Raw genomic sequence first — 22,856 nt, forward strand, 5'->3', positions numbered from 1 at the left:
GCTTCGCCGTGCGAGCGCGGTCATGGTTCCGTGAGTTCCGCGAAATCGCGCTGATGTGTGTCGTCTATAACATCAAACGCCTCGTCAAACAGTGAATTCCAACGCCTTACAGCGATTCAACACGGCCAATAAACCCGAATAGACAGCAGATACTAATTAACACAATGTTATCAACGACAGACTACAATACTCAAGTAGGGGGAGTTTATATATCCCCGTTAAATGAGGACCGAACCAGCGATACACGATCATATCCCTGACAGCATATATAAAGGTATAAGATCGGTTTATCATCGAATTGCTGCCTTTTTTAACACGGGATATAAAATCGCACATCCAAAAAGGAGAACAAATAAGCAATTACATAACGGATTTGTAGAGACAACATTTGATTCTCAGTCGGAGTATCAAAAGTATGTAAGGGAGTTTGAGGAAGGCCCAGTTGCCAAAATTCGAGATGAGGCGTTGGACAAGTACCAGCTGCTTACTGGAGGTGATTCTAGTATGGGAGGAATCAGTTTAGATACTGCTCGGGATTACTATTGTATAACAAGAAAAATACAGCCAGAGACTGTGATTGAAACAGGTGTTTGTAACGGTCTATCGACTCTTTCTGTATTATTAGCCATCAACAAAAACGAATACGGACAATTACATTCAATTGATTACCCGTACAGGGCCGATGAGTCGTTAGAAGAATTCAGAGACGACACTTTTGAGAGCTATGGAGGAGCAGCGATACCAAGTGATAAAGAACCTAGTTGGATTATTCCCGGGGAACTGAGAGATCATTGGGAACTAATCATCGGGAAGAGTCAGAAAGAGCTTCCTAAATTGGTAACTAGAGTTGATAATTTTGACGTTTTCATACATGATTCCGAACATTCACACCCGTGTATGATGTTCGAATATGAATTAGCTTGTGAATGGTTGAATCAAGAAGGCATAGTACTCTCGGATGATATTACTTGGAATGAAGCCTTTGACATATTCACTCACGTCAGAAATGTTGATCGTGGGAAATTATCAGAAAACGTTGGTTACATGCGGAAGATCGATTAATCACTATTCTGTATAAGAGTTGTATTCTCTGACGGAAAAGCCAAGAACCAAGCGTATCATCAATTAGACTGTGTTATGGGTGATGAGGCCGCGAACATCAACCTCGGGTGGGAGTCGTTCAAGGGGTCGATCGGAAAGTTTCTCCAAGCGGTGGTTGGCTTCCTCGGCACGGTCGTCTTCGCCCGGGTACTCGGACCGACATCGTTCGGCGGCTTCTACTTTTTGTTGTCCATTTTGTACCTAGTTGATCGACCGCTTCACGGGGTCAGCGACGCGCTCAACAAGCGGTTTTCTGAGTCCGACGCGCCCCGTGGCGAACTGTTCGGTGCGACGCTGCTGGTCAACGCAGCCGCCGTCGTACTGATCGCGGCAGTCATGACACTGCTGAGGGGATGGTTCGAGTCGTTCACGAACGTGCCGAACGCCGCTTTCGTGTTCTTCGTGTTGTTCGCGTCGTCGGCCCTGTTCGTCCCGAATCAGCGCCTGATTGCCGCCATCGGCATGCCCTCCAGACAGACGTGGAACGACACGCTGCGGTCGCTCCTGACGTTTCCCCTTCAGATCGGGTTCGTGCTGGCCGGCTTCGGCGCCGCCGGTATGGGATACGGACTCGCCGCCGCGACCCTCCTGACCGGGGCCACCGCGTGGCTGTTCGTCGGCGTGGTTCCGGCTTTCCCGTCAACAAAGACACTACGGTCGCTGTGGCAGTTCGCGAAGTACAGTATCCCGTCGGGCTTCTTCGGAAAGGCGTATAACGAGTTCGACAGTCTGCTCCTCGGTGCCGTACTTACTACTGCCGTCGTCGGCGAATATCAGGCGGCATTCAAGCTGACGGTACCTGCGTTGTTCATCGGTACCGTGGTTGTCTCGGGGCTGCTTCCGAAGGTCTCGAACCTCTCCTCGCGGGGAGAGGAGGTGTCAGAAGACGTCCAGAACGTCATCGCCTACAGCAGTCTTCTGGCGATTCCCATCTTCTTTGGCTCGTTGGCGATCCCCGAACAGTTGATCGTCACCGCATTCGGTGGGGAGTATCGAGACGGCGGGATCCTGCTGGTTGGGATCGCTCTCTATCGTCTCTTCGAGACGCAGCGGCTCATCTTCAGCGGGACGCTCAAGGGTATCGATCGCCCGAGCGTCGTAATGAAGATAGACGCGTTCGCGCTTGTATTTAACGTCGTCCTCGGGTTTGCGCTCGTGTACGAAATCGGACCGATCGGCGTGGTGCTCGCGACGGTATTGGCGGAGGTGAGTCGCTACGTCCTCTTGGCGTATCTCGTTAACAAACAGTTTGGGGACGTGAGGCTCGTTCCTCGACCCCTGATGGAACAGTTCGCGGCCGGGGCGGTAATGTTCCTCGTCGTCGAATCGAGTTCTCGGTTCGTGACGGGGGCATCCTGGTTCAACACAGCACTGCTCGTCGGGGTCGGCGGCGCCGTCTACATGGGCATACTGTTCGCTATCAGTGCAAACTTCAGGGTCACGATCTGGTCGCTGTATCGCGACTCAGGTCTCGGCTCGTAACGAATCTACTCCAGATACCCCAGTTCTTCCAACCGGTCGCGGGTGTCTCCATCGAGGTCCATCTGACCCGCTCCTTCGACCCCCGTTCCGAAGGACGCGAGCACGTCCTCTAGATCACGGGGAACGGCGTTGAGTGGTTCTTCCTCCAGGTACGTATCAAGTTTGAACGCCAGCGTGTCATCGGTCTCCGGTACGGTGATCGCTTTCTGGCCATCTAGCCACGCCGCTCGCTGGTTGTATCCGTAAGCGATCTCCTCGCACAGGAGCGTCCGACCGTTCGACGGTTCAGACAAGGGACGTCCGGCGATAGCTTCGGGAGGGTCTATCCCAAGCGCTGAGAACACCGTTGGTGCGACATCAACCAACGAAACGGGAAGATCAGACGCTGTACGATCAACGTTGGGAGCGCGTATCCAAAGAGGAACTCGCGCGAGTTCTTCGAATACGCTGTGACCGTGGTCGGTCGCGTAGTAGCCGCGGGGGTCGTCGTTCAATCGCCGTTCGAGCTGCGGATGGTCCCAGAAGGCCTCGCCGTGATCGCCACAGATTGCGACCACGGTGTCGTCGTCAAGGGTGGCGAGCAGTTCGCGCAAGGCGTCGTCGGTGCCCCTGACAGCGGCGTCGTACGCGCGGAGCTTGGCGTCGCGGTACGCGTCGAACCCCTCACCGTCGGTCGTCTCTCTGAACCGCCAGTCGTCGATACCGTCTATCTCCGGCACGTCGAACGTCGTGCGGTGTTCGTCCGGGATGTCCAAGGGAACGTGCGGGTCCCCGAGGTGAAGATAGCAGAACCACCGGTCCCTGTCCGCAATCCATTCACGGGCGGCCGCGACCCGCTCGGTTGCGGGGGTGTACCGAACTGACACGTCTTCGAACCGGTCGCCGACGGCCTTTTCGGCCATCGGAATCGCCGTCAGCATGCCGGTGTCGTAGCCGACAGCCCCCAACAGGTCCGGTACTGTAGCGACATCGCGACGCATGCGTTGCGGGAACTCTTCCGCAGAGAGGTTTCGTGGATCCGAATCGAACCGCGCACCGTGCTGGTGCGGGTATCGTCCCGAGAGCAGCGACGACACCGAGGGGAACGTCCACGTGCTCGCCGCCTTCGCGTTCGAGAACGCGCCGGCGTCGAAACCGTCGAGGGTCGGTGTGGTCGCTCGATCGTGGCCGAATCCGCTCACGTGATCGGCGCGCAGGCAGTCCACGACGACCACGAGCACGTTTCGAGGGTCTGTCGCGGTCGCCTCGAATTCGACCGCCCGATCGCGGCGCCGAAGCCGGTGTCCGACTCGGTGTTTGAGGTCCACCCAGGCGTTGTTTACGCGAGGGAAACGCTTCAGCGGATTCATCGCAGTAACCCCCACGATATTACTCCATGTACCCCAGTTCCCGCAGCGTCTCCTCCACTTCGCGACCGGCACCGCGTCCGCCCGTTCCCACGGCCGTCGGCGCTCCTCTTTCGACATCTCGTTGAGCGGGCTCGCCGACGAGCACGTCGAATCGCACGTCGCCGTCGACATCTTCGGGAACCGGCGCGCCCAAGTAATGTAACAGCGTCGGCGCGAGGTCGTAGAGGTCGAGGTCCGCGTCCCCGTCCGCGATACCTCGGCCGACGGCCGCGAACACGCCCGTTCGACGGTGGGTCGCGAGCCACTCGGTCGTCTCGCCGAGCACGGTGCCACCGATTGACTCAGGAGCGTCGACGCCAGGTGCGTACTCGACGAGCAGGTCGGGAGCATGCTGACGCTCGCCCGTGTAAAATTTGGCGGGGTCGTGGACCGCTGTGACGACAGGGTCTCCGACAGGCGTCTCCGCGGTTCGCAGGTCGTCGGCCAACTCCGCGGCGTAGCGGTCCCCCACCTCATCGTCTCCGAAGGCCTCGTAATTGATGTATATCGGGCCCCTACCGAGCGAGACGGCCTTCGTTCGCGTCCAGTCAATCTCGGCGTTCTGAACAGCTACCCGCCCGCTCTCACTCGGAAATGCTCGCTGAATCGATTCCGGCACGATCGACTGCGCGAGGTTCGCGAGTCCGAGCGTATCGACGAGCCGTTTGAGTCGCTCCTCCGTGAGCCCGACAGACGCCAGTAGGTCTCGCGTCTCTGACGCTTCGATCGCGAGGTCACCCCGTTCGATCAGCCACTGATTGACGAGAAACACCTCGTCGATCTCACGGAATCCGTGATCGCTCATCAGGATGACGGCTTCGGTGTTCTCGCGGTCGAGCAACTCCCCGAGCAGTTCGTCGATCCGCTCGTAAGCCGACAGCAACGCCTCCGGTTGGTCCCAGAGACGATGCTGGAGCGTGTCCGTCGCAAACAGAGTCGTGTGTACGAGATCGCAGTCCTTCTCCTCGGCGAGCCAAGTCGCGGCGTCGAAGCGTTGTTCGAACAGCGTCGTCGCCTCCGCTACCAGTTCGTCAGCTGTCGCTTCGTCCAACACTAGGTCTGGTTTGACTCGATACCCCGGGACGGCGCTCAGGAGATCGCTCTTGAGCGACTCTGGACTCGTGAAACGTTTCCGCTCGTTTGCCGGACTCCCCGCGACGACGAACACCTCGCCGTCGTCGCTCGAATTCCGTGTGTTTTCGATCTCGTCACCCCCGGCGCGGGCATCGGCCGGGTGTGTCGTGGGCATGTTGATCACCCCGACGCGGTCTCCGCGGTCAGCCAGCACGTCCCAGTACTCCCGTGAACGGAAGTCACTGGCATCGTTAGCCGAGATTTCGTTCGTCTGCCGATCGTACGCGTACCACTCGTAGACCCCAAGTTTTCCCGGCGTCTTTCCGGTCGAGTAGCATTTCCAAGCGGGAAACGTAACGGGGGGAAGAGTACTTTCGAGGTCCCCCGCGATGCCTTCGTCGAGTACGCGAGCGAACGCGGGGAGATTTCCCCCTTCGATCCACGGCCGCAGGAGAGACCAGTCGGCCCCGTCGAGGCCGACAACGTAAACTGTCATGGATAGCCTATCGATACCCCTCGGCTAAAGTGCTTTGAGTATCTCGCGAAACGCCTCCCGAAAGGCCGCCGTTCGGGTGTCGGGATCGAATTTGGCACCTCGTTTGCGCGCTCTCCCCGCGAGTTGCTCGCGTTCGGTTATGTCCCGGGCCAAGTACGTCTGAACCCCGTGAGCTAGCCCCTGTGGACTCGGGTTCACGACGAGCGTCTCGTCGATGGCACCGGCCTCCGATCGGGTTCCAGCCCTGTCCGTGACCAGTGGTGGGACACCGGCGCGCATTGCTTCGAGCGTGCTCACGGGGAACGCGTCGACCCGAGAGGGTTGAACGAACAGCGACGCGGGTGCGAACGCGTCGGCGAGATCCTCGATGTATCCCTCGACGCGGACTCCCGGCGTGTCTTCGTACGCATCGGGGTGTCCCCTCCCGACGACACGCAACTCCGCCTCGGGATACTCAGACCTGACGGCCGGCCACGCATCGACCAGCATATCGACGCCCTTGTACTCCCACGGACGAGCGATGGTGACGACGACATCCGACCCGATATCCGGATCCACCGCTCCTAACGACTCGTACGTGTCGGGTTGGACGAACGGATGGGCGATCCGGATCGGCGTTCCCGGACCGACGAACGGACGGGTGAAGTCCGCGACGAACTCCGAGACGGCGATCACGCCGTCGATTCCTCGCCGACCGACCGTTCTGACGGCCGGGCGGCCGAATCGGCCGATAAGCGACTTGGTTCCCGATCCTCCCTCGAAGTCTTGGCTGCCGAGTTCGTATAGCCCGTGGTCAGCTGCTAGGTAAATCACTTTTCCGCCGCGTGTAAATCGCCGCGCGAGGGCGGCGTACAGCGGCCGGGATCCCTCGACGAGGTACACGTCGTAATCTGGATAGGACAGGCCGTTAAGCGCGTCCTCGGCGATGGTTCCACCGAGCGGACCGACGTTCAGGCGGTGGTAATCAACAAGTTCTGCGCCGACCGCCTCTGCGAACCCCCGGTGGGCGGGATGGGGGTCTTGGTGGAGCATCGCCACGCGAGCGGCGTCGGGATCCATACGCGAACTGCCGACGGCCGGATGGTTAAATGAGATGGAATGTCATCTCCGTGCCGGAAACGTAAGGCCGGTCCCACAAGACAAACCGGCCGGCGACGATTGCTGATCGCGTCGGCTTCCGACTCGATGACGGCTTCTTGCCGTCTCGTCAGGGCCTCGGACACGTGATAACGTAGCGGCTTCAATTCTCAAATTCGATCCGGCGAATCGAGCGACGGCCGGTCCGCATTCGCGACATCGCCGCGCGTCGGGCGGACGAATCGACGAAAATCAACTTTAAGAGACGTGGTCCGCTCGGTAGACGCATGCAGACTCTCTTGCTTGGACTCGATGCGGCCTGCTTCCCCGTCCTTCGACCGATGTTCGAGGAGGATGAGCTCCCGAATCTCCGATCGGTGTTTGAGGACGGGACGGCGGGGCCGCTGGAGTCTCAGATTCCGCCTTGGACGGCGAGTGCGTGGCCGTCACTGTACACGGGTGTCAACCCCGGTAAACACGGCGTCTTCGATTTCCTGCGATTCGACGGGTACGATTGGGACATCGTAAACGCGACCGACGTCCGACAGCGGACGCTCTGGGAGTACGTCGATGAGGCGGGCCTCACGAGTGTCGTAGTGAACGCTCCGGTGACGGGTCCGCCCTCGGATATCGACGGTGCAATTGTTCCGGGGTACCTATCCTCGGAAGATCCGGAATGTCATCCTGAGGGCGTTCTCGACGACGTTCGGGACGTGGTCGGGGATTATCGCGTATACGCACGCAGGGAAACCGACGAGCACGGAGGAGAGGAGCGGTTCGAAGACTACCTCGAACTCACGCGGATGCGCGGAGAGGCGTTCCGATACCTGTCGGACCGGTTCGATCCGGAGTTCGGTTTCGTACAGTTCCAGAAGACCGATGCGGTGTTCCACGACTACCCCGGAGATCAAGAGAAAGTCCGACAGATATACCGCGCGGTCGACGAGCAAGTCGGCGAGATTCTCGGGCGCTGTGACCCCCGAACGGTCGTCGTCGCGAGCGATCACGGGATGGGTGAGTACGACGGCTATGAGGTTCGCGTGAATCAGTTCCTTCACGAACACGGTGCGGTCGAGACGACGACTGACGGTCAGGGGGTTCCGTCGTGGTTCCAGATCAAAGATGAACGGCTGACTCGGGACGAGACGGAAACGACCGGACGTCCGTCATTGGAGCGACTCGCTGCGCTCGCCGCCGAGTTCGGACTGACGTATCAACGGGGAAAAGCGGTCCTCGAACGGCTCGGGCTCGCGGATTTCATCGGCAGACACGTCCCAGTCGGTGCCGTGTTCGCGGCGAGCGATTCGGTCGATTTCCCGTCGTCGCACGCGTACGTCCGGTCTCCATCGGAGCTCGGTGTCCGGTTGAACGTCAAGGGACGTGACCCCGAAGGGGTCGTACCGCCAGACGAATACGACGCCGTTCGCGACGAACTCATCGAATTGCTGTCTGGCGTGACGACACCGGAGGGCGATCCGGTGTTTGAGGAGGTCGTCCCTCGTGAAAAGCACATTCATGGCCCTCATGCGGACGAAGCCGTCGACGTGGTGGTCGTTCCTTCCGACTTCCAGCACGAACTGTCCGCACTCGTCGGGAAGCGGTTCGATGAACCCGAACCTTGGAATCACAAACGCTACGGTATCGTGGCGCTCGCGGGTGACAATATCGATCCCGAAGCGGATCTAAACGCCGCCCACCTGTTTGACGTAGCGCCTACGGTCCTTGCGACGCTCAACGTCGCACCTGCGACGCTGATGGACGGAGAGGCACTCCCACCGGTGAACGCTCCCGAAGTCCAAACCTATCCCAAATACAAGTCGGAACCGCACACAGCCACCGAAGACGAGGATGTGGCCGATCGTCTGGCGGATTTGGGGTATCTCGAGTAATCCGACCCGAACCGGGAGCACTTAGGAGGCGGAGATCACCAGTCCACCGATCAGGTAACTACAGTATCGACAAATTGATTGTGTATATTCGACGACTACCGATAATGGAACTCCTGGTTATCGGTCTCGACGGTCTCTCGACGAACATGTTGGATCGGTTCGATATTGAGCCGGAGTATATTAACCGTGTACTTGAAAACGGCGCCTCAGGAGATCTTATGAGTGTCGACACCCCGACAACGCTCCCTGCGTGGACCTCTTTTGCTACCGGAAAAGACCCCGGATCACACGGGCTTACGAATATGATACAGCAGGCGTCGGACTACGAAACGAGTCCGCTACGAACGAACACGACCGATGCCGCCGCGTACGATCTGATAGACGACGCGCTGTTCGTTAACCTCCCAGCGTCTGCCGGTCGAGTTCCTGCGGCGGAAGACACACACCTCGTTTCCGCGATGCTCGCCGAAGACGAGGAGGACGCAGTCCCGAGTCACCTTCAGCAGCTGGACGCATTCGAGGACTATATCCTCGATCATGACAAGTCTCTAAAAAAGAATCCGCAGACGTACTTCGACCACGTCTGTGATATCACTCGTGCGCGTCGGGACTTTGCGGCAGAGGCGTTTGATGAATACGACCCGCGTCTCGGATTCGTGCTGTTCTCAACACCGGACTGGGCGGGCCACCTCTTATCGAATTTCTCCGACGATGAGACCAGGGGCCGGTACTACCGACAACTGTTATCGGTCGTCGATACTTGTGCGCAAGACCTCGCGGAGCGGGCCGATAACGTGGTACTCATGAGCGATCACGGGTTCGAACGAAAGCACACGAACATACACATTAACGACTTCCTGCATCAACGGGGGTATCTCCGAGAGAGCGAAAGCTCTGTGTCGGCCGCAAACATCGCGGTTCAGACCGCGAAGGCCATCGGGAAGCGGTCGTCCGTACTGTACGAAAAAATCCGTCAGCTGTACAACTATATCATCGCAACCGACGTTGGACAGACGCTTCAGGAAGCGGCGGAACCGAACATCGATTACCGCAATTCGAAAGCGTGGCAACTCCGATACGGTTGCGTGTTCATCAACGACAAGCGGTTCGACCATCCGGCCGTAGACGACCCGGACGCCCTCCGTCGCCAGTTACAAACGGAACTAGCCGATCTCACGGATGACGACGGAAGCCCGCTCTTCCGAGATGTCCTTCTCGCGGAGGAAGCGTACAGCGATCCAGATAAACGGGCACCAGACGTCATCGCACGCCCCGCCCCGGGATGTTATCCAACGCTGTTGAAGTCCCCAACGGGAGGATACGCCAGTCACACCAATAACTTCAACCATCGATATAACGGTCTTTTCGCCGCGATGGGGCCGCTATTCGCCGAGAAAACGACTGTCGAAACGCCATCGATCGTCGACGTGTTGCCTACGATAATGGCTGTCTTGGGGATGCCACTTTCTCCTGAGTTCGACGGAAAGGTAATCGAAGCGGCAACTGCCGACGAATACTCTGTGGAATATCGCGACTCGGATACGATCCCACATCCCCAAATCCGGACCGATTCCGATCAAGGGGCGCGGGACGAGGCCGTTCAGGAACGGCTTGAGGACCTAGGATATCTCGAATAGACAGACCCTGTTCCGGTAAACGCGATCCGGAAAGCGGGTCATTAACGAAATCGCTACGACTCAGAGCGTGCGGTCACAGTTCCGCGTCGAAATCGTCTGATTCCCGCTGTTGTGGGATCAAATAGCTTTTGTCCGGTCTTCGCGTGAGTTGAGCTATGATTGTCCTCGGACTCGACGGAGCGACATTTTCGCTCATAAGACCGTGGGCGGAAGCTGGGCACCTTCCCAACTTCACGCGTCTCTTCGACGACAGCACGAACGATGAACTGGAGAGTACCGTACCCGAGGTCACGGTCCCAGCATGGCCGACCTTCGCCACGGGTCGAGACCCACCCGACTTGGATATGTACGGATTTACGCATTTCAACCGGGACACACGCAAAAACGACCTGAGTCACGACGAGTTCGTTCCCGGGAAGATGTGGGATATTGTCGACGATCAGGGAGGGAGATCAGTGGTGTTCAACATTCCCGGGTCGTATCCGTGGCGAGAGATTGACGGGTCGATCATCGCCGCAGCCCCCGAGTACAAGGACGAATACGCACACCCTCCGGAGCGCTGGGAAGAACTCCAAGACCTCGTCGGCGATTACAAACTTCGAAACGATGAGGAGCCCGGATCTCGCGAGTATGTGGAACTTAGTCTCGATCTGATAAACAAGCGCTTCGACGCGTTCGAGCACCTGATCGAGCGGGAAAATCCAGACCTTGCGGTCGGACTGATCCGCGCGACCGACAGGGTCGCTCACCACTACTGGGGTCCCGATAGCCTCCCCTCCAAAGACAGTGAGATATTCGAGGTATACGAGGAAGTCGACCACCGTCTTGGGGAATTCCTCGACGCCCACGACGGTGAGAACATTCTGGTGATGAGCGACCATGGCTTCGAAAAAGTAAGGACGAAATTCGCACCGAATTACGTGCTTGAACGCGAGGGGCTGGTCTCGTTAATGGACTCCGGAAACACGACGAAGGCAACGATAGGGTCGGTGCGCGACTCTGCGAGCGACGCACTCACAAGAATCGGGTTTCTAACGTTGGCTCGGAGAGTCGTTCCCGAGAGATTACTGACAAATATCCCTACCGGAGACAGTCTTGGGTTGGACAACGCAATTAGTCTCGAACGGATCGACTGGGACCAGACATCTGCGATTGCCGATGTGGGACAAAAAACGACGATGATCTATGTTCTCTCAAACGACCCATCCGATATCAGACAGATAGTGGACCGGGTCGAGAAGACTCTGCAGACTGCTGTCGATAACTCCGGCTTGACAGTCCGATTCGAGCGGTTGGAACGCGGTGGGCCTCACACGCCAGATTTAACCATGGTTATTGAAACACCCGAAGTTCACGCTTCATCGCGTTTCGACGTGAGCAAACCACTGTTCGATGTAGATACGAGCGGTCACGCACGGGAGGGAATATTATTCGCAAGAGGGCCAGTATTCCAGAAGACTGGAGTCAAGGTTGAAGCGAACATTGTCGATATCGCTCCCACGGTGCTTCATGCTCTCGGGTACAGATTACCAGAATCGATGAGCGGAAGTGTACTCGACCTATTCCAAAGTGGGACAGATCCGGCGGAGCGTGACCCAGAAACATACAACTTCGTCCAGAGAGGCGAAACGCCAAATGCCAGTAGTGTTACAGATAACGGCGAGCAGGAGGACGAGGTAAAGGACCGACTTCGGGAATTGGGCTATCTTGAATAACGGGAATCCTGAGCATAAACGATAACAGGCGAGACAGCACTTGACAGTGGGTACCGGGCAGAACCCACAGTCTGTTTTCTTTGAAAATAGTTGAGGTTTATCGGACGTAATTAAACCAACTACTGAATCTCCGTCTACTGACAAACAAGCAATAATGTCTATAAATAAGCTCTGTGGCCACTGTCCTAGAAAGTTCCGTGACTATCTATTTGGTATACAATACCTGATGATTGATCAACAGCCTGTATAAATACCGGATCTGTCAAAGGCACGTCTGTGATTGGCTCATTGATGTCGAGCGTTCCGCCCGTTTGCCACTCGCTCTACATATGATCAGGCTATCAACTTGTTAGTTCTATGGCCTAGATTAAACATATTGTTCAGATGAGTTAGCTTCATGCGAAGGCGAACAATTTCAATCATTCATTAGCGGTTTCTGCTTTGGCGTTGCTGAGACAGTTTGAGTAATCAGTCATTCTGCGTTTTACCTCACGAAAGACACCTTTGGTGCTGTTCCGGTGTCCGTGTCACTCGTATCTGAGATCGAGATTATGTTTTCCACAAGCTCGGTGAAATGGAATTGTAGTATCAATAAGAACAATCGCGTTGCCCACATCGTGTTTTCTGCGAACCTCCGCGAAAACTGCTCCGTGATCACGTTCGTTCTTTTCGATTCAAGCTTTGTATGGTGTGGATCGCTTGAGCCAAGGCCGAAGATAGCGTACGTTTAATATTGTCATTCTATCAATTGAATCTTAATTTTGTAAACCGCAACATGATCCAAGTTTCAGCCGGTCTCCAGCTGTAGACGGATTTGTAGATTAGTTATGAACGGTAGATCAAACTCGATCACCGCCGATAATTTAAAGAACAAAACAGTATTCGGAATCAATAACCAGACAAAATAAATCTGAATACCGAGCTCAATTTACGGCCGTGGTATCCTTCTCGCTCAACAGGCTCTAATTTGGTCTTGTCATAGCAGCGATTGAGACAATTATTTTCAGATATATGTCACTCTAAAAACTCACTGTCTTATTTTTAATCCATATTTGAGCACTGGCAACTAGGGACAATGACTCTTCTTTGTTAGATATTGTCTTTCTGATTATTTCCTTCTATCACTCTAGTTTCGGCTTCCAACGCCCGCACCTCGATCCCGCGCCACTCCCCATCCACTCCCACGAGTGCTTCCGAATACCCAAGTTCCTCGTTGCCCGGCACTGCCTCTTGGACGAACCGCTTTTCAGCGTGATTCAATCCGAACTCTTCGGCCCACTCATCGTCCATCCCGTCCAATCGATGAAACTGCTTAATCGCACACTGATCGAGGATCATCTCGGCTTCCGGCCGCTCGAAGAACTCGTCGATTGTCTGGGTGACCAGCTGAATCGACAGATCGTGGTGGCGGTGGTGCCGGAAGATTGTCTCCAGGAAGGCGAGGTTCTCAGCATCACGCAACACGTATCGCGCCTCGTCGATCACAAACACGACCTCCTTGGCGGTTTGTTTCGCGCGCTCGTACACCAGCGAGATGAGCAGCTGCATCACCAGGCTGGTTCGGCCACCCACGCGCCCCTCCTGTTGCGCGAGGTCGAGATAGATGAGATCCGTCTCCTGAAAGTCGACCTCACTTGCGCGTCCCAAATGTGCGAACTGTCCATCTGGGCCGAATGGTCGGAGCTGATCGATGAGCCACGTGGCGTCGGCCTGCAGTTTCTCGGCTTCCGCCTCAGTCCGTAGCGTATACCCCTCAGGCTCGTCAGCGATCGCCTCTAACACATCGATTACATCACGGAGCGTTGGACTTGCCCGGTCGTGGGTCGTGATATCCTCCGTAATTCCGGCATTCTGGTACGCCGTCTCGACGGCGACCTCTAAGGTGGTTCGTCGGTCACCGAGCGTGATCCCGCGGTGCGCAAAGAAGTTCGCGAGAAAGCTCAACACCCGCTCTTTCTTTTCGGTGAACGGGCTCGCGTCGGCGCCCAGCTGCTCGCGGACGTGGGCAGGCATCGGCGTGATCTCTAAGGGATTGATTCCGAGAGTGCCACCAACCGTGATCCGCTGGGCATCCAGCGCCTTGGCCACGCCAGCCCAATCGTTGAGCGGTTCCAAGATGACGCCGATCCGGTCGTCGTGGTGCGCCACCGACCGGATGAACCGCTGTTTGGCGCTGAAACTCTTCCCCGACCCCGGATCCCCAACCGTGAACGTGGCGTACCCGTTTTCACGAGCGAAAGGGTCGACCACGACTGGGGTATCAGTATGCCTGTGGACCCCCAGCTCGACGCCATCCGGCTCCAACAGGGTGGGCCGGTGTGGCGACGCCAGCAACGCGCCTACGGCGCCGCTGATGCAGGTCGTCGTGCGGTCGAGGGCCGTCCCACCAAGCGGTGCGGCCTCACGCAGCGCTCGATCCTGGGCACAGATTGCGGATTTCGGCGCGAGTTCGGCCGGCTGCTCGCGAAGCGTCTGCTTCACGCGGCGCACGTCTGAGTCTAGCGTGTCACGATCGTCGGCCCGGACGGTCACGAGCAGCGCCTGTGAGAACACACGGGCGCCCGCCTCGACGGCGCGATACATCGCAGCCGCCTCGTTCGCACGGTCCTGAAGATACGTGCTTCGAACGCTCGACTCAAGATCGGCATCCACCTTCAGGTCGTCGGCGGCCGCCTGCAGCTGGTCGAGCGCCCGCTCCTGATCGCGGGGTCTGAGGTGGGCGGTGACGTGAAACCGGACATCGGTCAGCGTGAACAGCTCGCTGAGATAGCCGTCACTCGGATAATCCGGCCAGTCAGCGATATAGAGGGTACACACCCACTCGTCATCGATCCGGGCACATCGGTTCTTCCACGTGACCGCGGCCGGGGCGACCGCGTCTTGCTGGCGCTCGCGCGGTGTGGCCACTTCCGGCTGCGACTGCGGTGCCGACTCCGGGGGCTCGACGTACGCAGACAGGTCCACCTCTGGATCGCGGTCGGGCTGCTGGGACTGCAACCAGATGCCGAGCAGCAGCCCGATCACGAGGATCCCACTACCCGCCATGAGCCCCATAACGAGCTTCGCCGGCGTCACCGACTCAAGGCCCCCACCTAACGAGAGCAGCGCGTCACTCATCCGTCTCACCTCGTGCTTGCCGATCGACGCCCGCCCGGTCGGCTACGGGCGGCTCCTGGACGTCGGTCCCGGTCCAAAACTGCGTCGCCAGGCCCACGATTTCGGCCGTCGAGAGCCGGCGGGCCGTCCAGTCACTGTTTTTGCCGACGAACTCCGTCTCGACGGTCCGGAGCCGCTCGCGGAGCTTCGTGAGTTGTGCGCCGCGCAGCTCCGCGTCGGTGAGCCGATCCCGGCGCGTTACGAACGGCGTCGCCAACACCCCGACGACCGGCAGCGTCGTGAGCCGCTCAGCCGGCGTCCGCTCCTCGGGGTGGCGCTCATACACCTCAAATGGGGCCACCGCGACACGCAAAAAGTAGCGCACCTGTTGGGTTTCGTCGAGCTCAGCCGGTCGCTGGTCGCGGTAGGCAGCGATGAGCGCACGCAGCGACTCAGTAGTGGTCACCTGCGGATCGGCGAGCCGTTCATCGAGTTGGTCAACGAGCGTTGCGGCCGGATACGGGTCGGTCGTCGTATACAGCGTCAGTCGAAAGGTGAGCTCTTGATCGGCGAACGCCTCGCCCACCGCCTGGTGTGTGGCCCAGTCGTCAGCCATCGCGAAATCCATGTTGCCCGGGGTGACCTCAACGAACGCCTCCATCGTTCCGTCCGTCCGCTCGATTGCGCCATGCCCGGGCCACGCTCGTTTGAGCGCGGTCAGCTCCTGGGTGTGCTCATCAACGACAAACGGCCGCGGCACCGTGGTGTCAGCTTCCGGATCAGGCGTTGACGCCGCCGCCACCGCGTCGTGGAGGGTCACCCGCGGGCGGCGTAAGTAGAACCGGCCGAGATCACGCAGCCACGTGCTCGCCGGGAGCTGGCGCGGTGCCGCGTACACGACGGCCACCCCGACTGCCAGCCCGACACACACCAGCGGGAACACGAGCGGCTCTACGCCGACTGCCGCCCCGCCTACCAGTCCCGCAATGGGAAAGCTCAGCAGTACGTATAGGTCGCGTTCGTACACTCCGATGATCGGGAGTCGGCGATCGGCGTCAAGCGACTGCATCACACGCCGGGTCGCGGGGTTCTCGGGGTCACTCATGGGCGGGGTTCGTTTTCGGTGCGGCGGTACGACGGCATCCCGCCCTCGTGGCTACGCACCGTGGGGGTGGGTGTCGTGTCCGTTGGAGTTGATTCGGGACTCGACTCAGTATTGGCGTCATCCCGACCGAGTCGATGCGCGACCGTCTGGCCGATAGCTGCTGTCGGACCCCACCGGGCGGCCGTCGCGCCAGCCCAGGGCCCGGCAACCGCCGCGGCGCCAGCCACGGCGCCCGCTGTCACTGTGAGACCGGTCGCTCTCCGGACGGTCCGGACCAGTCGCGGCGTCGTATACGCGAACAGCTTCCAGATGATCCAGACGCTGAGCACCGGCAGCGAGACAGCGACGAGATACCCGAAGAAGGCGTTGTTCGTCGTGACTGGTATTGACCCGCCGCCGAAAAGCAGATCATAGCCACGGAACAGCAGCGCCACGGGAAGCGGCATTACCGCGAGCGGGATGAATTTGACCGCAATTCGCATCGCAGCCCCAGAAATGACGGGGAGTCCACCGTATCCAACAGCGAGTGCGATTGGCATCGCGTACACGAAGACGTACAACAGCAACTCTCGCAGGAACAAGAGAGCTTGTAGCGTCCACATCGCTAGGGCGCCGACAAACGTGAGCAATAACCCAAGCAGGGGGTTCGAGAGTGTGGTATCAAGGAAATCGATCATTGGCTCAACCACAACACCGATATCCGGCACTAGAGCGATTGCGAAGCCGTCCACGAGGTACAGCGTGGTTACGGCGATCCAGTACCAAGTCGCAATCAAAATCCCGCCAGTCCATGCAGACCGACGCACCTGTCTTGCACGGATCGGATCGCTAAGATTGAAAATTTGCAGTGTGTTTCGTGCTTGTATACATAAGACGAGAATCAAAAATGCGACAAGCGTTACCTCTCCTGCGACGAGTGCCTCGTGGAGACGCGTCCATGGTACATTTTGCGGAGCTCCTAATGGGAGACTATTGGTGGATTCTGGGACTGGTGTACCAAACAGTGCCTCGGTTAGATCACGGTACCCGTTTGTGGTGCCCTCAATGAACCATTCAGTGATCTGTTCAGTAATCTCAATGAACCACTGATAGCCGACATCTGTGAGCGAAATACCGCTCATGTCCCTACCCTCTCCACCGTAATTTGGCAGTTGGAGAGGTTTTCTCCTCGATATGACGCAGTGTACTCTTGTTCGACCACCTCTTCAGCTATATCACCACTGAGTGCGACGGTAAATTGTCCACTGGTTCCTTCCGGAGTACATTCCACTGTATCACTATTTGGTGAAAACGGGAAACTTCTCGAATAGAGTGTACGTACTTCTCTGGGACCAATAACAGGATTTGCATACCTAACAGGACGATTTATTGCCATAATCCCACTACCAGCCATCTCCTCTGGGGTCGGGCGAGGTACCTCCCCCTCGAATCGGAGTTTGGTGAGCTCCTCAGGGCCGGTCCCAAGATTCTCGACTGTGACAATTACTTCAGTCGCGATTGTGAAATTCCCAGCCCCGTCGAACATCTCCTCTGGATGGTTCCGTGCCAGCTGCAACTCTCGAATCACAATCTCCGGGCGCAGCTCCTGTTCGACGGTAGCCGTGACGCGGTCGTCATCAACAAGCTGGACGGTGTACGTGCCCGGAGAGTACGCAGTTCCGATCGGGACGGTCTCGCGGCTGGCGCCCGGAGTAAGTGCGCGTTCGGCAAACGGCTCACCCGACGGCCCAATCACCGCGAGCTGGGTGGCGTCCGTACCGGGCTCATACTCAACGACTAGCTCGGTTCCTTCAACGGTGACCGTCGAGAGCGCGCCCGATCTGGGCTCATCCGTTCGACTGTTAGCACAGCCGGCGGTCGTGAGGACGCTGCCGGTTGCGATCGCTGTCAGCACAGTGCGTCGAGTCGATGGTGGAGGGGTGTGGCTCATGTACGTGACTCACCGGAAATGAGGTGTGCAATCTGCCGGCCAGCGATCCAGGCGACAGCGATCGGAACGCCGACCCAGAACGCCGTCTCAAGCAGCTGGACCCAGCCAGCGAGGGTACCGAGCGGGTGCCAGCGAACGGTATCGCTGGCGGCGGTGTATGCAGGCGATGTCGTACGCCATGATGCCGGCTCGAAGCGGACCGTGTACAGCCCCGGCTCGGAAACGGTTCGTGTAGCGGTGCCGTCCGGACCGAGCGTGACGGGCTCGCCGTTGATCGACAGAGTTCCGTCCGGCCCGTCGGCGACGATCGGCTTGGGTGCCGCTGATTCGGTCACACGGAGGGGTGCGCCCGTCTGCGAATCCCGGACGGTAATACGAAGTGTCGCCGCCGAACCCGAGGAGTCGATCAGACGGACCGACAGATTCGGTTCCCGGATCGGACGTGCAGTTCGGGTGACCTCACTGAGCGGCGCCGAGACACCGCGAACGATACCATGCACCTGAACGTGCTCAGGATCGAGCGTCTCGTTTCGTACGGCCAGCCCGTACGACCGGGTGTACTCGTCGGTGACCACCCCGACAGAGACGTTCGGTGGGAGCCGGGTCGCCGGCGACCGGGTGGTGACGCCCCACACGGCAGTGACGGTGGGACCGTCACGGACGGGCACGGCGCGCGGGCCAATCTGAGCGGGGAACGCCGCCACCCGTAACGGCCGTACTGCCGACGGTCGCGTCGTAGTCGTGGTGGCCCGGCTAAATATTAGGTGGTCCCATCGCGGATCGCGAGCCGTGTAATAGCGCCAGACGCCACGGACGCGATCGGTGGCGTCGCCCGACAGCGTGAGGCTATGCCATGGGTTTCCCTGATAGACGGCGAGGCCACCCTGGCCATCAGGGTACTGGACGGTGTACGCCTCCGGGGTGAGTCGATACACCCACACGGACCGTGTGTCGCTGACGGTGACCGTCTGTGTGAACGTGGTTGTACGGGAGCCGGTCACGGTGATCGACACCGCGATCTCGGCGGTGACGGTGAGCGGCTGTTCGCCAGTCTGGGTCGTGTTGTACGACAGCGTCGGCGTCTGTGTCCCGGTCGTTGACGCCACCTGCTCGGTGCCGATATCGAGCGTGACAGTTCGCACCCTGTGGCTGCGCACCGACCGGTTCGGACCGAGATTGTCTCGGACGCGGTAATCGACGAGCGCCCGCACCGTCCCGGTGGGCGCAATATACTGCCGGGTGGTCGTTGGGTCGAGATGCACCCGCGTCGCGGGATAGACCGCAAACACAGTGGCGTGTGCGTCGGCAATCGCGCCCGCAGACACAGGGTCGGCGTGCGGTGGATAGACGCTAGTATCGGCGCTACCGGGCTCTAACGCCGGAAACGCCGCAGTCGTCATGCGGGCAGCATGGGCGGGCGGCGCGGCGTACGTCAGGTCGGTACACGTCGCGAGCTGTTGGGTCGGAGTCGGGGACTGGCCGTACGTGGCGTTGTACGCGGCCGGCGTCAGACACGGATCCGTGTCGCGGGCGTCAACCGTCCGGGTTGCGTTGGCCGGTGGTGGATCTGCGGCTGTCGATCCCGCGGTGACCGCCAGCACTGCCGTCAGCGCCACCACCCCGATCGCAAGCCGGTGGCCCCGGTTGACTGTAACCCGCATCGTCTGGGCTACCACGGGATTAGGTCAACACACTCCGCGAGCGGGAGGTTCATTACGCTGCCGGCGACGGTGTACAGCGGCCCCAATATGACCAAAATCACGGTTGAGCGCAAGGCCGTCCGCTTGTGGCGCTTGAGCCCCTCACGCTGTTCGGGTCGGAGCGTAAACAGCTCGATCAACGAGTCGGCCTGCCAGACGACGACGAGGCCCAACAGACCGATCGCGGTCGTAAGCTGAAAGAATCCGGAGATCATGCCGGGAAGCCGGTCAACCTCACAGACAGCACTCTCTTGAGCAGCCGCTGGCTCAACCGCGACGAGGGTGATGAACAGACAGCCTACTGCAACGCGGCGACAGGCCGCGCGGACCGGCACACGAACAGGAAGTCCTGAAGAGGTACCAGCAAGCATTGGCGGGGAGCGTGTGTGATGCTTGGTATCACTGCACATGGTAACAATTCAGACACACAGTAATAAATTTTGTCCAGCGTCAGCTGGTGAATAGCCGTCTTAACCAACAACAGTGTGAATTCCACGGGTTTTGTTGGTTAATATAGGGCGGCTAGAGATGTCGTCGTCCAACAGAGCACCGCGGAGAGGATATTAAGAGCCGGCACAGGAGTTAACTCGTCGATTTGACCTCCTCCCACGGCTTCTGCCGTGGGATTCCACACGCGGTGGGCATCCCGGTGATGCCGTACCCGGTGGCAAATTTTCCCTCGTGGGTACTCCGGTTTGCGGGACTCTGGTTTGGCCCCATACGGGGTCTGACGTGTTCGCCCTCACAGGCCGTATCGACTCCCAGCGACCGTAGTCTCTCGGTTCGCCCGAGACCGCGGGCCAGGCCATCGACCCGACGCACCGCCACGCGGCGTGGCGGAGCGTCCCCAGTCGGCGCAGGGTTGCTTTTTGACTGCCCTTGCGGGCCACGGAGACGCCCTCGCGGGAACGGTGTGGTAGCCTTTCGTCCGGCGGGCAGACCCCAACCCAACTGCCAGTTTTTCGCCGTCTTGTCTCTTCTTCGTACGGTTCCTGGTAGATTAAGCGTTGGGGATGCAGACAGCCATCGGCAGTGGACTGGCGGGCCGTGCTGTCGCTCGGACCCACCCGTGAACGGGTGGGCTTCCGCTCGCTACGTGTCACTTCGGACGAGGTTGCTGTCGAGTTTCACGGATGCTCCCCGCCGCAGTAGAATGCCGATTAGACGCGTGAAAGCGAGTGTACCGGGCGGTCGACAGACCCGCGAATCAGATCGCCGTCGGTAACGCATCACACGCACAGGCGGCGTGGATACGCGAACGAAGGCCGACACCGCCCGATGAGCCTATCACCCACTTGGGCTCTCTGTGTTGGCCCCACCTGTACACAGTATGTTTGGACGTTGATACCCGATCGTCGTACTGCCGGATCACCCCGGACACCATGGGGGTGGTACCGAGGATCTCATATATCGACATCAAAAGATGTCCGACGCGAAGGCGGATGTGGTCGCTCACCACGGGCGCGCCAGCAGCCCAGTTGACCCGTTGCCGTCCGGCGATTTGGCGAGCCGCCGAGCGGGTGAACGCGACAGCACCCGTCGGCATCTCCACGCTGCAGGGAGTTGATGCATTCCGTGGACGTGTTTCACCCGTTTTCACGGGGGATAGTGCGGCGGGGGCGCCTGTCTGTCGATCGGCCGATTTCCCCAATTTCTGGCGATCTCGCGGGGGAAATTCTTGACGGCTACGCTGTGGGTTGTGCTGCTACTCAAAACGGGCGGGAACGGTCCGTGCGACCCGACTGGTCGCCCGAGCAGCACAGACTATTTGGATGTTGCGTGTGATCAGTACACATGATCTGCGATGGGAGTTCCACCCACGGCCGACACGCTCCCCGACGCGCTCGTTGACCGTGACCAGTGGGTCTGCTGGCGCTCACATGAGCGCGATGGCAAACCAACCAAGGCACCGATCATCCCCGGGACGACACAGTTTGCGTCGACGACCGATTCTGACTCCTGGCGGAGCTTCGCGACGGCGCGAGAGGCTGTGACCACCACCAGTGTGGCGGGGCTCGGCTTCGTGTTCACCGCTGACGATCCGCTCATCGGGATCGATCTCGACGACTGCCGGGATCCAGCGACAGGTGAGCCCACGGCGTGGGCCAACCGAATCATTGGTGCGCTCGACTCGTATACCGAAGTGAGTCCTTCCGAGACGGGGTATCACATTCTCGTATCTGGGACGCTCCCTGCGGGGCGGAACCGTGCCGGCGATCTCGAGTTGTACGACCGGTCGCGGTTTTTTACCGTCACTGGCGATCACGTCAGCGGGACACCCACAACAATTACACAGCGCACAGCTGCCGTCGAGACGCTCCACACCACAGAAATAGCAGACACGGCTGAGGATGCAGCAACCACCTCAGAGGAGAGACGTACAGAGCAGACAGCTGCGAACGCATCATCGGATGCAGATGCTGCTGCGACCGGAGTGGCTGCGCTTTCAGATGAGGAACTGCTGTCACGTGCCACCAGCGCCGCCAACGGCGAGAAGTTCACGCGGCTCTGGAACGGCACTACAAGCGGCTACGAGAGCCACTCGGAGGCCGACATGGCGCTGTGTCGGCTGCTCGCCTTCTGGACCGGCTGTGATGCGGCCCGGATCGACCGGCTGTTTCGCCGGTCGGGTCTCTCCCGCGAGAAGTGGGATGAGGTCCATTACGCCGACGGCAGCACCTACGGCGAGAAAACGATCGACCGCGCAATCAGCCACACTGACGACGTCTATACGCCACCCGAAACGAAGGCAGCCGAGCCGTCGACCACTACTACGGCAGCGTCCACCGGAGCCACCGAACAGCCACCGTCACCGTCCGAGCCGGTCGACGACGATACTCACTCGCCGACGGCGACAGAATCCGGATCGACTGCAGTAACAGATCCGAACACGGGAGCAGCCGAATCACCTGTGGACGAGCCGCTTCCGGCCGGCCACCCACAGCGGATGCAAGCACGGCGTGAACGGATCGAAGAACTCACCGACCGCGTGGAGACGCTGTTGGCGGAGAACGAACGCCTCCGGGCAGAGCTGCAGACAGAACGGGAGCGGCGTCAGGAACTCGAAACAGCCATCGAAGAGTCGAGTGCGGATAGCTGGTGGCAGCTGTGGCGGCGTTAACTCTCGCTCTATAATTTGTAGTCGCAGTCAACGTGTTCGTTTTGG

Annotated in this window: 15 protein-coding genes and 1 pseudogene; 7 read left to right on the forward strand and 9 right to left on the reverse strand. The window is 59.2% G+C overall.

Annotation, left to right across the window (positions count from 1 at the left end; genetic code table 11):
• The 3 genes and pseudogenes from NO900_RS06585 to NO900_RS06595 form a co-directional block, all read left to right on the forward strand.
• Nucleotides 1–95 (forward strand): annotated as a pseudogene (locus tag NO900_RS06585) (IS5/IS1182 family transposase); the annotation flags it as partial.
• A gap of 127 nt (nucleotides 96–222) precedes the next feature.
• Nucleotides 223–1,062 carry a class I SAM-dependent methyltransferase gene (locus NO900_RS06590; RefSeq protein WP_256408426.1) on the forward strand — a complete coding sequence of 280 codons (840 nt, stop codon included), beginning with the start codon at nucleotides 223–225 and terminating at the stop codon, nucleotides 1,060–1,062.
• 75 nt (nucleotides 1,063–1,137) lie between these two features.
• The gene (locus NO900_RS06595) at nucleotides 1,138–2,583 is read left to right on the forward strand and encodes an oligosaccharide flippase family protein (RefSeq protein WP_256408427.1); all 1,446 of its coding nucleotides are present in this window, start codon (nucleotides 1,138–1,140) and stop codon (nucleotides 2,581–2,583) included.
• A 5-nt stretch (nucleotides 2,584–2,588) separates the two neighbouring features.
• On the opposite strand, the gene NO900_RS06600 is transcribed toward NO900_RS06595, so the two are convergent.
• From NO900_RS06600 to NO900_RS06610, 3 genes are read right to left on the reverse strand one after another with little or no spacing between them, the layout of a single operon-like run.
• A complete protein-coding gene (locus tag NO900_RS06600; RefSeq protein WP_256408428.1) occupies nucleotides 2,589–4,049 on the reverse strand; it encodes a sulfatase in 1,461 nt (486 codons plus the stop codon).
• Nucleotides 3,952–5,541, reverse strand: a complete 1,590-nt coding sequence (locus NO900_RS06605; protein ID WP_256408429.1) for an alkaline phosphatase family protein — start codon at nucleotides 5,539–5,541, stop codon at nucleotides 3,952–3,954. The genes NO900_RS06600 and NO900_RS06605 overlap by 98 nt, the downstream gene beginning before the upstream one ends.
• Nucleotides 5,542–5,565: 24 nt before the next feature.
• The gene (locus NO900_RS06610) at nucleotides 5,566–6,600 is read right to left on the reverse strand and encodes a glycosyltransferase family 4 protein (protein ID WP_256408430.1); all 1,035 of its coding nucleotides are present in this window, start codon (nucleotides 6,598–6,600) and stop codon (nucleotides 5,566–5,568) included.
• Between the two features lie 305 nt (nucleotides 6,601–6,905).
• Between NO900_RS06610 and NO900_RS06615 the strand changes: the two genes are divergently transcribed.
• The 3 genes from NO900_RS06615 to NO900_RS06625 all read left to right on the forward strand — a co-directional run bounded on the left by NO900_RS06615 (nucleotide 6,906) and on the right by NO900_RS06625 (nucleotide 11,859).
• Nucleotides 6,906–8,507 (forward strand): alkaline phosphatase family protein, encoded by a 1,602-nt coding sequence (locus NO900_RS06615; RefSeq protein WP_256408431.1) that lies wholly within the window; start codon nucleotides 6,906–6,908, stop codon nucleotides 8,505–8,507.
• A 104-nt stretch (nucleotides 8,508–8,611) separates the two neighbouring features.
• A complete protein-coding gene (locus tag NO900_RS06620) occupies nucleotides 8,612–10,144 on the forward strand; it encodes an alkaline phosphatase family protein (protein WP_256408432.1) in 1,533 nt (510 codons plus the stop codon).
• A gap of 155 nt (nucleotides 10,145–10,299) precedes the next feature.
• Complete coding sequence (locus tag NO900_RS06625) at nucleotides 10,300–11,859, forward strand: alkaline phosphatase family protein (RefSeq protein ID WP_256408433.1); 1,560 nt, start codon at nucleotides 10,300–10,302, stop codon at nucleotides 11,857–11,859.
• A gap of 1,089 nt (nucleotides 11,860–12,948) precedes the next feature.
• Here the strand turns inward: NO900_RS06625 and NO900_RS06635 are convergent.
• The 6 genes from NO900_RS06635 to NO900_RS06660 are packed head-to-tail and all read right to left on the reverse strand — an operon-like array spanning nucleotide 12,949 to nucleotide 20,025.
• Nucleotides 12,949–14,976, reverse strand: coding sequence for a VirB4 family type IV secretion system protein (locus NO900_RS06635; RefSeq protein ID WP_256408434.1), 2,028 nt, complete (start codon nucleotides 14,974–14,976; stop codon nucleotides 12,949–12,951).
• Nucleotides 14,969–16,060, reverse strand: a complete 1,092-nt coding sequence (locus NO900_RS06640) for a TraC-like domain-containing protein (RefSeq protein WP_256408435.1) — start codon at nucleotides 16,058–16,060, stop codon at nucleotides 14,969–14,971. Before NO900_RS06640 ends, NO900_RS06635 begins: the two co-directional genes overlap by 8 nt.
• Nucleotides 16,057–17,181, reverse strand: coding sequence for a TrbL/VirB6 family protein (locus NO900_RS06645; protein WP_256408436.1), 1,125 nt, complete (start codon nucleotides 17,179–17,181; stop codon nucleotides 16,057–16,059). Before NO900_RS06645 ends, NO900_RS06640 begins: the two co-directional genes overlap by 4 nt.
• The gene (locus NO900_RS06650) at nucleotides 17,178–17,954 is read right to left on the reverse strand and encodes a hypothetical protein (RefSeq protein ID WP_256408437.1); all 777 of its coding nucleotides are present in this window, start codon (nucleotides 17,952–17,954) and stop codon (nucleotides 17,178–17,180) included. The genes NO900_RS06645 and NO900_RS06650 overlap by 4 nt, the downstream gene beginning before the upstream one ends.
• Before the next feature lie 32 nt (nucleotides 17,955–17,986).
• Nucleotides 17,987–19,666: a DUF8186 domain-containing protein gene (locus tag NO900_RS06655; RefSeq protein WP_256408438.1), complete on the reverse strand. Its 1,680-nt coding sequence runs from the start codon at nucleotides 19,664–19,666 to the stop codon at nucleotides 17,987–17,989.
• A complete protein-coding gene (locus NO900_RS06660; protein ID WP_379791705.1) occupies nucleotides 19,660–20,025 on the reverse strand; it encodes a DUF7985 family protein in 366 nt (121 codons plus the stop codon). Before NO900_RS06660 ends, NO900_RS06655 begins: the two co-directional genes overlap by 7 nt.
• A 1,469-nt stretch (nucleotides 20,026–21,494) precedes the next feature.
• Here NO900_RS06660 and NO900_RS06665 point away from each other — a divergent pair.
• The gene (locus tag NO900_RS06665) at nucleotides 21,495–22,811 is read left to right on the forward strand and encodes a phage NrS-1 polymerase family protein (protein ID WP_256408440.1); all 1,317 of its coding nucleotides are present in this window, start codon (nucleotides 21,495–21,497) and stop codon (nucleotides 22,809–22,811) included.
• The last annotated feature ends 45 nt before the right edge of the window (nucleotides 22,812–22,856 follow it).

Source organism: Halorubrum rutilum, from assembly GCF_024494565.1.

Excerpts from the sequence above, each read along its gene's own strand:
- NO900_RS06640 (WP_256408435.1), bottom strand. The coding sequence starts at position 16,060 with ATGAGTGACCCCGAGAACCCCGCGACCCGGCGTGTGATGCAGTCGCTT.
- NO900_RS06595 (WP_256408427.1), top strand. The coding sequence starts at position 1,138 with ATGGGTGATGAGGCCGCGAACATCAACCTCGGGTGGGAGTCGTTCAAG.
- NO900_RS06600 (WP_256408428.1), bottom strand. The coding sequence starts at position 4,049 with ATGTCGAAAGAGGAGCGCCGACGGCCGTGGGAACGGGCGGACGCGGTG.
- NO900_RS06635 (WP_256408434.1), bottom strand. The coding sequence starts at position 14,976 with ATGAGTGACGCGCTGCTCTCGTTAGGTGGGGGCCTTGAGTCGGTGACG.
- NO900_RS06605 (WP_256408429.1), bottom strand. The coding sequence starts at position 5,541 with ATGACAGTTTACGTTGTCGGCCTCGACGGGGCCGACTGGTCTCTCCTG.
- NO900_RS06620 (WP_256408432.1), top strand. The coding sequence starts at position 8,612 with ATGGAACTCCTGGTTATCGGTCTCGACGGTCTCTCGACGAACATGTTG.
- NO900_RS06625 (WP_256408433.1), top strand. The coding sequence starts at position 10,300 with ATGATTGTCCTCGGACTCGACGGAGCGACATTTTCGCTCATAAGACCG.
- NO900_RS06645 (WP_256408436.1), bottom strand. The coding sequence starts at position 17,181 with ATGAGCGGTATTTCGCTCACAGATGTCGGCTATCAGTGGTTCATTGAG.
- NO900_RS06615 (WP_256408431.1), top strand. The coding sequence starts at position 6,906 with ATGCAGACTCTCTTGCTTGGACTCGATGCGGCCTGCTTCCCCGTCCTT.
- NO900_RS06610 (WP_256408430.1), bottom strand. The coding sequence starts at position 6,600 with ATGGATCCCGACGCCGCTCGCGTGGCGATGCTCCACCAAGACCCCCAT.
- NO900_RS06665 (WP_256408440.1), top strand. The coding sequence starts at position 21,495 with ATGGGAGTTCCACCCACGGCCGACACGCTCCCCGACGCGCTCGTTGAC.
- NO900_RS06590 (WP_256408426.1), top strand. The coding sequence starts at position 223 with ATGAGGACCGAACCAGCGATACACGATCATATCCCTGACAGCATATAT.